Origin of the sequence: Pseudomonas fluorescens (assembly GCF_001902145.1) — a bacterium.
Lineage (GTDB): Bacteria > Pseudomonadota > Gammaproteobacteria > Pseudomonadales > Pseudomonadaceae > Aquipseudomonas > Aquipseudomonas fluorescens_BV.
The window spans coordinates 114999-129360 of record NZ_MRST01000015.1 but is presented as its reverse complement, the minus strand read 5'-3'; the positions used below and the strand labels follow the sequence as shown (position 1 = coordinate 129360).

Annotated in this window: 11 protein-coding genes and 2 pseudogenes; 8 read left to right on the top strand and 5 right to left on the bottom strand. The window is 60.0% G+C overall.

The window, feature by feature from the left end; genetic code table 11:
* Window positions 1-63 precede the first annotated feature (63 nt).
* Both BUE92_RS03200 and BUE92_RS03195 read left to right on the top strand, forming a co-directional pair.
* On the top strand, window positions 64-957 hold the full coding sequence (locus tag BUE92_RS03200; protein ID WP_073521893.1) for an NAD-dependent epimerase/dehydratase family protein: 894 nt from the start codon (window positions 64-66) through the stop codon (window positions 955-957).
* Window positions 958-1154: 197 nt separating this feature from the next.
* Window positions 1155-2600, top strand: coding sequence for a SulP family inorganic anion transporter (locus BUE92_RS03195; protein WP_073521892.1), 1446 nt, complete (start codon window positions 1155-1157; stop codon window positions 2598-2600).
* A 128-nt stretch (window positions 2601-2728) separates the two neighbouring features.
* Here BUE92_RS03195 and BUE92_RS03190 read toward each other — a convergent pair whose 3' ends face one another.
* Window positions 2729-3103, bottom strand: coding sequence for a lysozyme inhibitor LprI family protein (locus BUE92_RS03190; protein ID WP_073521891.1), 375 nt, complete (start codon window positions 3101-3103; stop codon window positions 2729-2731).
* Between the two features lie 189 nt (window positions 3104-3292).
* Between BUE92_RS03190 and BUE92_RS03185 the strand changes: the two genes are divergently transcribed.
* The 5 genes from BUE92_RS03185 (at window position 3293) to BUE92_RS03165 (ending at window position 10063) form a co-directional block, all read left to right on the top strand.
* Complete coding sequence (locus BUE92_RS03185; RefSeq protein WP_073521890.1) at window positions 3293-4696, top strand: GntT/GntP/DsdX family permease; 1404 nt, start codon at window positions 3293-3295, stop codon at window positions 4694-4696.
* 20 nt (window positions 4697-4716) lie between these two features.
* Complete coding sequence (locus tag BUE92_RS03180) at window positions 4717-5577, top strand: MurR/RpiR family transcriptional regulator (RefSeq protein ID WP_073521889.1); 861 nt, start codon at window positions 4717-4719, stop codon at window positions 5575-5577.
* 1 nt (window position 5578) lies between these two features.
* Window positions 5579-7057, top strand: a complete 1479-nt coding sequence (locus BUE92_RS03175) for an N-acyl-D-amino-acid deacylase family protein (RefSeq protein WP_073521888.1) — start codon at window positions 5579-5581, stop codon at window positions 7055-7057.
* 113 nt (window positions 7058-7170) lie between these two features.
* Window positions 7171-9618 carry a dermonecrotic toxin domain-containing protein gene (locus tag BUE92_RS03170; RefSeq protein WP_073521887.1) on the top strand — a complete coding sequence of 816 codons (2448 nt, stop codon included), beginning with the start codon at window positions 7171-7173 and terminating at the stop codon, window positions 9616-9618.
* 76 nt (window positions 9619-9694) lie between these two features.
* Window positions 9695-10063 (top strand): glyoxalase superfamily protein, encoded by a 369-nt coding sequence (locus BUE92_RS03165; protein WP_073521886.1) that lies wholly within the window; start codon window positions 9695-9697, stop codon window positions 10061-10063.
* Window positions 10064-10690: 627 nt separating this feature from the next.
* Here BUE92_RS03165 and BUE92_RS29235 read toward each other — a convergent pair.
* Both BUE92_RS29235 and BUE92_RS29230 read right to left on the bottom strand, forming a co-directional pair.
* Window positions 10691-11287: pseudogene (locus tag BUE92_RS29235) on the bottom strand (methyl-accepting chemotaxis protein); the annotation flags it as partial.
* Window positions 11288-11593: 306 nt separating this feature from the next.
* Window positions 11594-12610 (bottom strand): annotated as a pseudogene (locus BUE92_RS29230) (methyl-accepting chemotaxis protein); the annotation flags it as partial.
* Window positions 12611-12865: 255 nt separating this feature from the next.
* Here BUE92_RS29230 and BUE92_RS03150 point away from each other — a divergent pair.
* Complete coding sequence (locus BUE92_RS03150; protein WP_073521883.1) at window positions 12866-13483, top strand: FKBP-type peptidyl-prolyl cis-trans isomerase; 618 nt, start codon at window positions 12866-12868, stop codon at window positions 13481-13483.
* 59 nt (window positions 13484-13542) lie between these two features.
* Here the strand turns inward: BUE92_RS03150 and BUE92_RS03145 are convergent, their stop codons facing one another.
* Window positions 13543-13800: a PA4570 family protein gene (locus BUE92_RS03145; protein WP_005791321.1), complete on the bottom strand. Its 258-nt coding sequence runs from the start codon at window positions 13798-13800 to the stop codon at window positions 13543-13545.
* Window positions 13801-13960: 160 nt separating this feature from the next.
* Window positions 13961-14302, bottom strand: a complete 342-nt coding sequence (locus BUE92_RS03140; protein WP_073521882.1) for a zinc ribbon domain-containing protein YjdM — start codon at window positions 14300-14302, stop codon at window positions 13961-13963.
* Between the last annotated feature and the right edge of the window lie 60 nt (window positions 14303-14362).

Here is a 14362-nt window from a genome sequence, read left to right as displayed (position 1 = left end):
TTATTCGACAGCAGTGGGGGCTGGATACTGGGCTCATTACTTACCCAGTCAGGAGCAACCTCCATGAATGTATTCGTTACTGGCGCCGCAGGGTTTATCGGCGGCTCCATCGCTACCGGCCTGGTCAAGGCTGGCCACCAGGTCACCGGCCTGGTGCGCAGCGCCGAGCAAGCCGCCGAAATGACTGCCCTGGGCATCACGCCGGTGATCGGCACCCTCGACGACGCAGCCGTATTGACCGAGCAGGCGCAGAAGGCCGATGCGGTGATCAACGCCGCCAGCAGCGACCACCGCGGCGCCGTGCAAACCTTGCTGGCCGCCTTGAAAGGCTCGAACAAGCCGTTCCTGCACACCAGCGGGTCGAGCATTGTCGGCGATGCGTCGGGTGGCAAGGCCAGTGAAACCATCTACTTCGAAGACAATCTGCCTGAGCCGACCGTCGACAAGGCTGCCCGCGTGGCCATCGACAACCTGATCCTCGCGGCGGCCAATGACGGCGTGAATTCGGCGGTGATCTGCAACACCCTGATCTACGGCCACAGCCTGGGCGTGAAGCGTGACAGCGTGCAATTGCCGCGCTTGCTCAAGCAGGCGCGCAAAAGCGGGGTGGTGCGCCATGTGGGGCCCGGCCAGAACATTTGGTCCAATGTGCATATTGAAGACGTGGTGGCTTTGTACCTGCTGGCGTTGACCAAGAACGTACCGGGGACTTTCTACTTTGTAGAAAGCAGCGAAGCGGCGTTTATCGACATGACCACGGCGATTGCCCAAGCGCTGAACCTGGGCGAACCGCAGGATTGGCCCTTGGCCGAGGCTGAGGCCGAGTGGGGCTATGAAATGGCCAACTACGGGTTGGGCTCCAATAGTCGAGTGCGCGGCAAACACGCCCGTGAACTGTTGGGGTGGACGCCTGAGCGCACCTCGGTGGTGGAGTGGATTCGCAACGAGATGGTGTGATGTTTGCTTAGCACCGCGGTGCTGCCTTCGCGAGCAAGCCCGCTCCCACATTTGGATCTGTGAATAGATTCAAATGTGGGAGCGGGCTTGCTCGCGAAAGGAGCGACTCGGTGTATCGGACCTGACACTTCACTAGCCCCACCCGCCGCAATTCCGTACCATTCCCCGCCTTATCCCCCGCAATTCCCTGGTACTCCATGAACCTCACCCGTCTGCGCGCCGACGCCCTGGCCGGCCTCACCACGTCTTTCGCCTTGCTGCCCGAATGCATCGCCTTTGCGCTGGTGGCCCATCTCAACCCGCTGATGGGCCTCTACGGCGCTTTCATCATTTGCACCCTCACCGCGTTGTTCGGCGGCCGCCCGGGCATGGTCTCGGGCGCGGCCGGCTCCATGGCAGTGGTGATCGTCGCGCTGGTGGTGCAGCACGGCGTGGAGTATTTGCTGGCGACGGTGTTGCTGGGCGGGTTGATCATGGTCGCCTTCGGCCTGCTGCGCCTGGGCAAGCTGGTGCGCATGGTGCCGCATTCGGTGATGCTCGGCTTCGTCAACGGCCTGGCGATCATCATTGCGCTGGCGCAATTGGAGCATTTCAAGAGCGGTGAAACCTGGCTCAGCGGTACGCCGCTGTACGTAATGGCCGGGCTGGTGGCGGCAACCATGGCCATTGTGTACCTGTTGCCCCGCCTGACCCGTGCCGTACCGCCCGCGCTGGTGGCGATTCTGGGGGTGGGCCTTGCGGTGTACCTGCTCGGTTTGCCGACCCGTACATTGGGTGATATGGCGCACATCGCCGGTGGCTTGCCGACTTTCGCCCTGCCGCAGATCCCCTGGACCCTGGAAACCCTCGGCATCATCGCGCCCTACGCGTTTTTGATGGCGATGGTTGGCCTGTTGGAAACCTTGCTGACCCTCAACCTCACCGACGAAATCACCGAGACCCGTGGTTATCCTGACCGCGAAAGCGTGGCCCTGGGCGCAGCGAATATGGTCTCGGGCCTGTTTGGTGCCATGGGTGGTTGCGCGATGATCGGGCAAACCGTGATCAACCTCAGCTCCGGCGGGCGTGGGCGTTTCTCCGGGGTGTTTGCCGGGGTGATGATTCTGTTGTTCATTCTGTTTCTGTCGCCACTGATCGAGCGGATTCCGCTGGCGGCGTTGGTGGGCGTGATGTTCGTGGTGTCGCAACAGACCTTCGCCTGGGCGTCGCTGCGGGTGATCAACAAGGTGCCGCTCAATGATGTGCTGGTGATCATGGCAGTGACGATCATTACGGTGTTCACCGACCTCGCCACCGCCGTGCTGTGCGGTATCGTCATCGCCGCGCTGAACTTCGCCTGGCAGCAGGCGCGGGAACTGTATGCCGATGAACACCTGGAGGCCGATGGCAGCAAGCTCTATCGGCTGCATGGCACGTTGTTCTTCGCCTCGACCACACCGTTCTTGAATCAGTTCGACCCGGCCAACGACCCGGCTCAGGTCACACTGGATTGCCGTCACCTGAGCTTTGTCGACTATTCGGCGATTGCTGCCCTGATGACCCTGCGCGATCGCTACACCAAGGCTGGCAAGCACCTGCGGGTGCTGCATTTATCCGAGCGCTGCAAAAAACTGCTCAAGCGCGCCAAGGTTCGCCACGACTGAACCCCTACCTCTTGTAGGAGCGAGCTTGCTCGCGAAAATCGTCAACGATAACGCGGGCATTCTGATGCACTGCGGCGTGCTCGGGTTTTTCGCGAGCAAGCTCGCTCCTACAGGAGGCAAGGTCGTTATTACGGCCCTACCAGGTCTTCCAGCTCCTGGGCGCGGGTCTGGGTCATGTCCAGCACGCAGCCCGAGCCGTTTACCTGATCAATCGTGCCGCCGGTGGCGCTGCCTGCGAAGGCGCAGTTGGCGTCGCGGTATTTGATCCACAGGCGCTGCACGTCTTGCAGTTGCTGTTTGCGCGGCCCTTCCTGGGCGGCGAGGGCGGTCTTGTAGGCGCGGTTCAGACGGTCGTCCTGCACCTTGGTTTGCCTGGCGTTGCAATTGACCATCTCTGCGGTGGTATTGGCGCTGTCCATGCATTTTTTCAAGGCAGCGTTGTCGGCGGCGTAAGCGCTGCCGCACAAGAGCAGGACGCTGGCGGCGATTGTTGTGCGAATCATGAGCGGGTTCCTGGGCAATGGATGCGCATTCTATGACTCAAGCGCAGCGATTGAGTTTCCGCCTTCTCTGATCTTCATGTAAGAACGCCCCCCGAATTTTCATCCACCCACGTCGGGCATATCCCCAAGCGACAGCGCTTATCCATGGGCGAAAATTACTTTCATAAAAATTGAAAATGCTCCTCGGGAATGATTTATGAGTTTCACAACCAATTCGACGTGACCCTTTCCGAGGAGTACCGCATGGCCGCATTACCGGGCTTCGGGCTGTTGGCATACGCTGCCATCGCCATCATTGCATTGATCGTGCTGATTGCACGCTACCGACTCAACCCCTTTATCGTGATTACCCTGGTGTCCATCGGCCTGGCGCTGATGGCCGGGATGCCGGCGGACACTATCATGGGCTCGTACGAGGCGGGTGTCGGCAAGACCCTGGGGCATATCGCCCTGGTGGTGGCGCTGGGCACCATGCTCGGCAAGATGATGGCCGAGTCGGGCGGCGCCGAGCAGGTGGCGCGCACGCTGATCAACCGCTTCGGTGAGCGCAATGCCCACTGGGCGATGGTGTGCATTGCGTTCCTGGTGGGGCTGCCGCTGTTTTTCGAAGTCGGTTTTGTGCTGCTGGTGCCGATTGCTTTTACCGTGGCGCGGCGTGTAGGCGTGTCGATCCTGATGGTCGGGCTGCCGATGGTCGCCGGCCTGTCGGTGGTGCATGCGCTGGTGCCGCCGCACCCGGCGGCGATGATGGCGGTGCTGGCCTATAACGCCTCGGTCGGGCAAACGGTGCTGTATGCGATCCTGATTGGTATCCCTACGGCGATCATTGCCGGGCCCGTCTACGCCAAGTTCATCGTGCCGCACATTCATTTACCGGCGGAAAACCCGCTGGAGCGACAGTTTATCGAGCGTGAACCGCGTACGCGCCTGCCCAGCTTTGCGTTGACCATGGGCACCATCCTGTTGCCGGTGGTGTTGATGATGATCGGTGGCTGGGCCAATGTGATTTCCACCCCGGGCACAGGTTTCAATCAGTTCCTGCTGTTTATCGGTAACTCGGTGATCGCCCTGTTGGTGGCGACGCTGGTGAGTTTCTGGACCTTGGGTCTGGCCCAGGGCTTTAACCGCGAGTCGATTCTCAAATTCACCAACGAATGCCTGGCCCCTACCGCCAGCATTACCTTGCTGGTGGGCGCGGGCGGTGGGTTGAATCGAATCCTGGTGGACGCTGGTGTTACTCATGAAATCCTTGGCCTGGCCCATGCGTTCCAGTTGTCGCCGCTGGTGATGGGCTGGCTGTTCGCCGCGTTGATGCGCGTCGCCACCGGCTCGGCCACGGTGGCCATGACCACCGCATCTGGGGTGGTCGCGCCGGTCGCCTTGGGCCTGGGTTATCCACACCCTGAATTGCTGGTGCTGGCGACCGGTGCAGGCTCGGTGATCTTTTCCCACGTGAACGACGGCGGCTTCTGGCTGATCAAGGAATACTTCAATATGACGGTCATCCAGACCTTCAAGACCTGGACCGTACTGGAGACCCTGATTTCGCTGGTCGCCTTCGGCCTGACCTACGGCCTGTCCCTTGTTTTATGAGCCTGTAACCCGGAGCCCCCATGGACATCCTCTATCAGATCCGCGCCCGCCAGGACTCTTTCAGTGCCGGTGAAGGGCGTATTGCCCAGTTGATGCTTGAGGATGTGGGCTTTGCCGCCTCCGCCAGCCTGGAGGCGTTGTCTCAACGAGCGGAGGTGAGTACCGCCACCTTGTCACGCTTCGCCCGCAGTGTCGGCTGCCGTGATTTACGCGATTTGCGCCTGCAATTGGCCCAGGCCAGCGGCGTGGGCAGCCGCTTCCTGGACCCGGCGGGCAAGCCTGAACAGTCAGCGTTTCATCGACAGATCCTGGGGGATATCGAGGCGACGTTGCGTCAGCACCTGTCGGGGTTCAATCAGCGCAGCTTTGGCGATGCGGTCAACCTGTTGGGCAAGGCGCGGATGATCCATGCGTTCGGCATGGGCGGGCCGTCGAGCCTGTGCAGTGATGAGTTGCAGGTGCGCCTGGTACGTCTGGGCTATCCGATTGCCGCCAGCCATGACCCGGTGATGATGCGTGTCACGGCGGCGACCCTGGGGCCCGAACATGCCGTGATCGTCTGCTCGCTCACGGGCCTGACCCCCGAGTTACTGGAGGTGGTGACGCTGGCGCGCAACTACGACGCGCGGATCATTGCCATCACCCTTGCCGATTCGCCCCTGGCGCAGTTGGCGGATGTCGTGCTGCCGCTGCAACCGGCGGAAACCAGTTTTATCTACAAGCCCACTGCGGCCCGCTACGGCATGCTGCTGGCTATCGACCTGCTCGCCACTGAGCTGGCGCTGGCTCTGCCGGACGACAACCAGGAACGCCTGCGCCGGATCAAACTGGCCCTGGACGATTACCGCGGCGGCCCTGGCAGCCTGCCGCTTGGAGACTGATATGAAGTACGACACGCTGATTCGCCAGGCGCTGATCATCGATGGCAGTAACACCCCAGGGTATGTCGCCGATGTGGGCGTGCACGCAGGGCGCATCCGCACGATTGGTGACTTGCCCACAGCCCAGGCCGAGCAGATCATCGACGGCCATGGCCGGGTATTGGCACCGGGTTTTATCGACGTGCACACCCACGACGACACGGTAGTGATTCGCCAGCCGCAGATGCTGCCCAAGCTCAGCCAGGGCGTGACCACGGTGATTGTCGGCAACTGTGGCATCAGCGCTTCGCCGGTCAGTTTGCGCAGCGACCCGCCAGACCCGATGAACTTGCTGGGCACCCGCGAGGCGTTCTCTTATCCACGGTTTGCCGATTACCGTGCCGCGGTGCAACGGGCCTGCCCGGCGGTGAACGTCGCCGCGTTGATCGGCCACACGGCGCTGCGCAGCAACCATATGGACGACCTGCACCGTACCGCCACACCCTATGAAATCGCGGCCATGCGCGTGCAGTTGCAGGAGAGCCTGGAAGCCGGCGCCCTGGGTTTATCCACAGGTCTGGCTTACGCGAGCGCGTTCAACGCCGAGACCGATGAAGTGCTGCAACTCACCCAAGAGTTGACGGCCTGCGGCGCGGTGTACACCACCCATCTGCGCAGCGAGTTCGAACCGGTGCTGGAGGCGATGGATGAAGCATTCTTGATCGGCCGAGAGGCCAGGGTGCCGGTGATCATTTCCCACCTTAAATGCGCCGGAGCCGGTAATTGGGGACGCAGCCCGCAGTTGCTGGCGGCCCTGGAAGCAGCGGCAAAAGATCATCCGGTGGGTTGTGATTGCTACCCCTATGCCGCCAGCTCCTCGACCCTGGACCTCAAGCAGGTTACTGACGCGTTTCGCATCACCATCACTTGGTCCACACCGCACCCGGAAATGGGCGGGCGTGATTTGCAGGAGATTGCCGCCCAGTGGGGCGTTTCGCTGATGGATGCCGCCCGCCGTTTGCAACCTGCGGGGGCGGTGTACTACGGCATGGATGAGGCGGATGTGCGGCGCATTCTTGCGCATCCGTTGTCGATGGTGGGGTCGGATGGGTTGCCTGAAGATCCGTTTCCTCATCCGCGCTTGTGGGGCGCCTTCCCACGGGTGCTAGGGCATTTCAGCCGGGATGTCGGATTGTTCCCGTTACACACGGCGGTACACAAAATGACCGGGCTCTCGGCGGCGCGTTTCGGCTTGGCCCAAAGAGGCGAAATTCGCGAGGGGTACTGGGCTGACCTGGTGCTCTTCGACCCTGCGCGGGTGCGTGACATGGCGGATTTCAAGACGCCTCAGCGTGCGGCCGAAGGGATTGAGCGAGTGTGGGTAAACGGCGTCTTGAGCTACAGCGAAGGGCAGGCGAATGCACAGCGGGCGGGTCGCTTTCTGGCCCGCAGCGGTGATTTGCGCCGAGGGTTTCAGATTGGTGCGCGGGACGCGACCTGATAGTGCTCGGCCCGATAGCGTGTCTGAATATGGCCAAACAGCGCTTACAAAAAGCTAATTGATTGCAAAGGACGGCTCTCTAGCATGTGCAGGTCTTATTACGGAGAGCCTGTATGAACACTCAGTCTGTAAGCCCCCACCAATTCGCTAACCGGGCCGCCAACGCCGTCATTTCATCTACCGTCACGCCGCTTCACGCAGCGGTGAGTGAGGGCGTCAATGCGATCACGGCGTTCCCTTTTCCGCGCGACACGATCAAAGGCTGGATCCAGGAAAAAGTCTGGAACCTGACCAATCAATGGATCGACCCAGACAAGGTATATCTGCATCAGTTTTCTGCTGCCAACAGTACCCACACTGGCAGCGCCGTGACCGGGTGGGAACATCGCGGAGTTCCCGAATCATCCATGACGCTGACCGATGCCGTGGCCAGTGATTTTTTCTCGGCGGAACGCTACGGCACGGCCGGCAAGGCTCAGGCGCTGGCGCATTTCGTATCTTCGAATACCAGCCCGTTTTCGTTGCTGGACAGCGAAAGTGTGCCGGATTTTTTCAGCCGGCTGGGCAAGTTCATTTTCGACCGGACGGGACCGGGATACCTCTACTCTAAAATTCACGATGATGTGCCCAACGCCGTGGAGACCTGGCGTGATCTGGACGCCGCCTATGGCCTGTACCTGGATGGCCCGGGAAAAGGCACCTACGACGCCGGCAACCAACTGCGCATGAAGCCCAGCGAGCTGTTGAACCTGGTGCGTGAGGGAGACCTGCAGAAAAAGGTGATGACCAGGCTGGACAGTTTTTGGACGCAGCACGGTGACGAGTGGCGGATGCTGGCCAAGCAACAGTTCGTGATGGAGGCCCGTGTCGCGCGCGCCCTCAATCAACAAGACTCCAGCCAGGGCCTGAGCCCGCAGGCTTATGCCGAGGTGATGAAAGCGGCGGCGTCAGGTGTACCGCTCGAGGGGCCGGTGTCCAAGGCCCAGTTACAGGCGCAGACGACGCCGGGTCCTGACACCAGGGTGTTTTGCTTCGACATCAATGGTTATAAGTCCAATGACATCCTGCGCTTCATCTCCAAGAGTGGTACCGAAACCCTCTATGTCCCCGGCGCAAAACCCGCGATCCAGACTTTCAAGGACCGAGCCGCCGTGGACCAGTGGGTGCTCGAACAAAGCAAGGATCCCGCCAAAGCCAAGGCGCTGGAGGAACATTTCTCGCTGCGTGATCGTCAGCAGGGCGTGTTCGGCGCCCTGAGTGCCAACGGCGTGGACGTCACCCTGGCCAAGCTGGGTGCAGGCAACCAGGCAGCCAATGACAGTGTTATCGATACGTTGAATTACCCAATCGGCGGGGACGTGTTTTCCTTCATGGCCAGCCAGACGCGCCAACGCATCGACAATGATGCAGACACCGAAATGAAATCCAACGCCGAAGTGCGCAAGGACGACGCACTGGCTCTGTTGCAAGCCGGCAACGCAATATTCTCCATCCCCATGGCCTTGCTCGGGCCTATTGGTCTGGCGCTCGGCGCCGCCTCTTACACGGCACAGGTAGGAATGGAAATCGACCAGGCCGTGGAGGGTGACACTCAGGCCGAGCGCAAGAACGGGCTGCATTCGGCGGTGATGGACGTCGCGACGATGGCCTTTTTTCACGCCCTCGGCAAGGCGGGCCCTTCCACGGCCGACCCCGCTGTCGAGTCCGGCGCTCAACCGGCGACGGCGCAAAAACCGTTTTTCAACTATCGCCGCGTGAACGGGCAGATCGGTGTGCTGATGAGCCCGACCGAACCTGCGCGGCTACCCGAAAAACCAGCAAACGGGTTGAATCCTGCGTGGGACCCATCCATGGAGATTTACCTGCAAGGGGGGGCCAAGCGTCCCTCAGTGCAGCCCCGTTATGAGATCGTCGAGGAGGGCCCGTCTACGGCGAAGAAGCCCAAACTCGAGGACTCGGAAAACGAACTGTCGGAGAATGAGGAGTCGCCGTCTTCGGTGGTTTCCAATGCTACGTCCTCCGGGGATTACGAGCCGTACGACGATGTCAACGTGCTCAAGGTCAATCCGTTCAAGGCCGGCGTCCAGGTGCCTGATGGTGGGTATTTCAACAGTCGAGGCATGATCGAGCGCACCGATATACCCAAGTTGTACCGCGTCGAAAAGGCGGATCGCGTAGAGCGTCGCGGTGGTCCGGAAAGTTATGGTTTCCGGGACTCAAACTTTTTTTCCGGGCCTGAAAAAATGATGGACGGCAATGTCGTGGTGACGTCTCGCTCAAAGGCGGCGGCGATACGTTTTGGTGATGCTGCACTCGACGGTAAATACCACCTTTACGAAATCGACAGTCGCGGTGTTCCCGTCGTCTCTTTCAACGAAAATATCGAGGTAAACCCACAGTTCGTCGAGGCTCGCCAGTGTGTGGCACCCGGCACCATCGAGCGGATGCGCAAGTCGGGCCACTTGAGCCAGTTTGCAGAAAGTTCCTATGAGTTCGATGAAGTGCATGTGGACAATGATCAACTGTCGAGCGCAAGGATCAGGGAAATTCCCCATCATTGAGCGTGTTCACTTTGAGCGCTTGCTGAACTAGGGTGATCGCTCGCCAGCAACGAGCGACTGGCACTTGGAGAGTTATATGCACTTAGGAAAAGTCACCCCCATCCTGCGGATTTTCGACGAGGCCAAGGCGTTGGAGTTCTACGTCGATTTCCTGGGGTTCAAGGTCGATTGGCAGCATCGCTTCGAGGCGAATTTTCCGTTGTACGTGCAAGTGTCGCTGGGGGAGTGTGTGCTGCACTTGTCCGAGCATCATGGCGATGCTTCGCCGGGGGCGGCTGTGCGGATCCAGGCTCAAGGGGTCGATGCGTATCAGCAGCAATTGCTGGGCAAGGAGTACCGGTATGCCAAGCCTGGGGTGGAAGACACGCCGTGGGGGAGGCGGGAGATGAGCATCAGAGACCCGTTTGGGAATCGGTTGGTGTTTGTTGAGGATAGCGAGGGGTGAGTGGCAAATTGCGGGCAATAAAAAACCGCCTTAGTAGGGCGGTTTTTTTGCAAACCCAGTTAGTGGCTGGGGTCGCGGCTTCACAGGAGCACTGACGTGATAGCGATACTACTGTTGCTTTAGGGCTTTATGCAACACTCGACGACAAGCGGTTTTCCACCGCAGTACACATCTTTTTTATTAGTTAAATCTGCAAAAAGCAGCAACAAGTTTTAAGGCGAACTGAGGAGTGCTTGTCACACCTTGGCGCAGAGTGCTGAGCTAGTATCGCTCTCGTTCTGGGTACATCGTGAAGTAGGTTGACTGGGTTAGCGCGCAAATTTTGGACCGACCGCCACGGGCTAGTAATCCGTGCCGGATTCATGCGGGAGGACCATAAACCCAGCCGCCTCACAGGAGCACTGACGTGCATCCAAAGGCTCACATGTTCCGGTAAGTGCGCTGGAGGTAAGGCCCAACTCACGGAGGGCCGAGTATGTCTAAGTTTGCACGACGTACATGGAACCTCGTAGTGAACTGCCTACGTGCTTATCACGTATGGAAGTTCCTGCGGGACAGCTTCGATGACCGTTAAGGTCTGAAAAGTGGAAGCCGCCTCGGTTCAAGCTGAGGCGGCTTTTTGGTGTCCTACACCCGGAAATGACTGACCATCTGCTGCAACTGGCTACCCAGGCGCGCCAGTTCAACACTCGACTTGGCCGTCTCATCACTGGCAGTCGCGGTCTGCTCGGACACGTCCCGCACATTCACGATACTGCGGCTGATCTCTTCCGCCACGGCGCTTTGCTGTTCGGCGGCCGCTGCAATCTGCTGGTTCATCGACTGGATGTTCGACACCGTACGGGTGATGTTCTCCAGGGATACACCGGCCTTGCGCGTCAGCTCGACACTGCTGTCGGTGAGGCTGCGGCTGTTGTTCATCACGTTAGCCACTTGTTGGGTACCGTTCTGCAAACCCGCCACCAGGTCTTCGATTTCTTCGGTGGACTTCTGTGTACGCTGCGCCAGGCCACGCACTTCATCGGCGACCACGGCAAAGCCGCGACCGGCTTCCCCGGCACGCGCAGCTTCAATGGCGGCGTTGAGGGCTAGCAGGTTAGTCTGTTCGGCCACGGCCTTGATCACGTCCATCACGCTGCCGATCTTGTTGCTCTCTTGTTGCAGGTGCGTCATAGCGTCGGTGGAGCGCGCCACTTCGGCCGCCAGACGTTCGATCTGGGCGATGGCTTCGGCCACCACTTTATCGCCTTCGCGGGCCTGGCCGTCAGCGTCGGAAGCAGCTTGGGAAGCCTGCTCGGCATTGCGCGCAACTTCCTGCACAGTGGCGGTCATTTCATGCATGGCGGTGGCGACCTGATCGGTCTCGATCTTCTGGCTGTTCACGCCGGCGCTGGTCTGCTCGGTCACCGCTGACAACTCTTCGGCGGCGCTGGCGATCTGAGTGACGCCGTCGCGAATGCCGCTGATCAGCTCGCGCAGGGTGGTGCCCATGCGCTGGATGCCTTGCTGCAACACGCCAAGTTCGTCACGACGGGTCACCTGGATGTTGTGGCTCAGGTCGCCCGAAGCGATGCGCTCCACCACGGCCAGGGTGTCCTGGATCGGGCGGGTGATCTGGCGGGTGATCACCCACGCGGCAATCACGCCGACCAACAGAGCCAGCAAGGTGCTGATCAGTTGCAGGCTGCGGGCCTGGGTGCTTTCGGCGTCGCGACGTTCCAGTTGGATGTCGTACAGCTTGTCGCTGATTGTCACGATGTCGGCGCCCTGGGTGGTCATTTCGGCACGGGCGGTGACAATATTGGCATTGGCCGCCTTGTAGCTCTGCACGGCGCTGCGATAGGCGCCTAGCGCGGTTTCCAGTGCGGACAATGCGCTTTGCTGGCCAGTACCGAAGGCAACGCTGAGGCCTTTCAAACCAGCGACAGCTTTTTCCAGCTGTGTAGCAGCGCGGGCTTCGGTTTCTGCGTTGGGGCTATTGGTATAGCCGCGCACTTCGTAGCGAGCCTGCATGAATTCGTTCTTGGCCTGGGTCACGGCCAGGAACTGCGTGAAGCGTTCCGGGCTGTCGGGTGACTGCTGCACACTGGTTTCCAGCGCATTGATTTGTGCGTTGGCAATGTCGGCCTTGGCGCCCATGACATCGCGCGCAGCGTTGCCATTGCGGTAGGCCTCGCGCATTTTGTTCAGGGACTGGCGGTAAGCGGTAATGACGGATTTCTGCTCATTGAGCAGCTTGAGGTTTTCCGGGCTCTTGAAGCTGTCGAGCAGCTTCTGTTGCTGGGCGGCGAAGGCATCGAGGCTGGTCTGTACGTTCTGCGCGACAGCTTCGTCGCCATTGGCCAGCATGTATTGCAAGCGCACGATACGCAGCTTGGTCAGCGAGGCATTGAGCTGGGTGATGTCGCTCATCCAATTGCTACGGTCGATCAAGCCGCCCAGGCTGGTCCAGCCAGTGAGTGCCAGGATCGAGGTGAGGACCAGCACCAGGCCGAAGCCCAGGCCGAGTTTGAGATTGACGCTGATGTTACCGAACCAGCTGTTCATCGAAAGCTCCTTGAAGAGTGATGTCTGTCTGCTGGACGGTGTGTTTTTGTTTGAGCCAGCCAAGATGTGTAGGGCTGTATCGGCGGGAAAGGATGATTCTGAAATACTTTTATTGTTCGTCGACGAAGGGTCGCTGGCGCGCAACGGCGATGCCGGGGTGGGGCTGATCACGGCCCGCTCATGTGTGCTAGTCTGCGGGCCCTTTTAGTTCTGGGCGGCGCGGGAAACCGTGGCGTCCTACAGCGGAGCCTCTTCATGTCCGAAGTTAATCTGTCCACCGACGAAACCCGCGTCAGCTACGGTATCGGCCGTCAGTTGGGCGACCAACTGCGCGACAACCCGCCACCGGGCGTCAGCCTGGACGCGATCCTGGCCGGCCTGACCGACGCGTTCGCAGGCTCGCCAAGCCGTGTGGACCAAGAGCAAATGGCGGCCAGCTTCAAAGTGATCCGCGAAATCATGCAAGCCGAAGCCGCTGCCAAGGCTGAAGCTGCAGCGGGCGCTGGCCTGGCTTTCCTGGCGGAAAACGCCAAGCGTGATGGCATCACCACCCTGGCTTCCGGCCTGCAATTTGAAGTGCTGACGGCCGGTACCGGCGCCAAGCCTACCCGTGAAGACCAAGTGCGTACTCACTACCACGGCACCCTGATCGACGGCACTGTGTTCGACAGCTCCTACGAGCGCGGCCAGCCTGCAGAATTCCCGGTGGGTGGCGTGATCGCCGGCTGGACCGAAGCCCTGCAACTGATGAGTGCCGGCAGCAAGTGGCGCCTGTACGTGCCGAGCGAACTGGCTTACGGCGCTCAAGGCGTTGGCAGCATCCCGCCGCACAGCGTTCTGGTATTCGACGTCGAGCTGCTCGACGTTCTGTAAAACCTGCTGGTTACCTGTTGGGACGAACGCGTTCGCCCCAACAGGTATTGCCAGTTTCTTCATGGATGGAACTTGCCATTCAAGTCGGTCGCCGGGCGCAACGCTCGTGCATAGCAGAACAGAAACAGGTTCCTCACCACTTCCTTCAGCACCCCAGGCTCACTGGAACTCAGGCCATTCACGTCCAGATCGCCCTGGTCCTGCAGCTCGTTCAGCGCTTCTTCCTCAAGCACCGCACAGACTTCACCGGTTTCCCGATGCAGGATTCGCAGGTAAGGGTGGGGGCGATCCAGCCAGGCATCTATCAAATAAGTCATGGTCGTTCTCCTTGATGGGTTTCAATGAGAATAATTCTTATTCGTAGAATAGCAAGCGTCTATTGGCAGTTTCTGGGTTTTTCTGTGTGGGTATTGCGTTCGATCAACGCAGAGGGCGAAACGCCATCCCGCGGCGGGCGCGGGATGGAATGCAGCAGGATCAGACTTTGCGCACGAACTCGGATTTGAGTTTCATCGGGCCGATACCGTCGATCTTGCAGTCGATATCGTGGTCGCCGTCGCACAGGCGGATGTTCTTGACCTTGGTGCCCACCTTGACCACCAGGGAAGTGCCCTTGACCTTGAGGTCCTTGATCACGGTGATGGTGTCGCCATCCTGCAGGACGTTGCCCACAGAGTCTTTCTTCACGGTCTCATCGCCGGCCACTTCGGCCTCGCCATTGGCGGACCACTCATGGGCGCATTCCGGGCAGACCAGTTGGGCGCCGTCTTCGTAGGTGTATTCGGAATTGCATTTTGGGCAGGGTGGCAACGTGCTCACTAAAGCTCCTAGAAAGTCAGGGATGGCTAAAAGTCGCACATTATATAGGGTTTTGTAGCA

What these genes read in the sequence shown, in the direction of transcription:
- BUE92_RS03200 (WP_073521893.1), top strand. Translation starts at nt 64, where the DNA reads ATGAATGTATTCGTTACTGGCGCCGCAGGGTTTATCGGCGGCTCCATC.
- BUE92_RS03195 (WP_073521892.1), top strand. Translation starts at nt 1,155, where the DNA reads ATGAACCTCACCCGTCTGCGCGCCGACGCCCTGGCCGGCCTCACCACG.
- BUE92_RS03190 (WP_073521891.1), bottom strand. Translation starts at nt 3,103, where the DNA reads ATGATTCGCACAACAATCGCCGCCAGCGTCCTGCTCTTGTGCGGCAGC.
- BUE92_RS03185 (WP_073521890.1), top strand. Translation starts at nt 3,293, where the DNA reads ATGATTTATGAGTTTCACAACCAATTCGACGTGACCCTTTCCGAGGAG.
- BUE92_RS03180 (WP_073521889.1), top strand. Translation starts at nt 4,717, where the DNA reads ATGGACATCCTCTATCAGATCCGCGCCCGCCAGGACTCTTTCAGTGCC.
- BUE92_RS03175 (WP_073521888.1), top strand. Translation starts at nt 5,579, where the DNA reads ATGAAGTACGACACGCTGATTCGCCAGGCGCTGATCATCGATGGCAGT.
- BUE92_RS03170 (WP_073521887.1), top strand. Translation starts at nt 7,171, where the DNA reads ATGAACACTCAGTCTGTAAGCCCCCACCAATTCGCTAACCGGGCCGCC.
- BUE92_RS03165 (WP_073521886.1), top strand. Translation starts at nt 9,695, where the DNA reads ATGCACTTAGGAAAAGTCACCCCCATCCTGCGGATTTTCGACGAGGCC.
- BUE92_RS03150 (WP_073521883.1), top strand. Translation starts at nt 12,866, where the DNA reads ATGTCCGAAGTTAATCTGTCCACCGACGAAACCCGCGTCAGCTACGGT.
- BUE92_RS03145 (WP_005791321.1), bottom strand. Translation starts at nt 13,800, where the DNA reads ATGACTTATTTGATAGATGCCTGGCTGGATCGCCCCCACCCTTACCTG.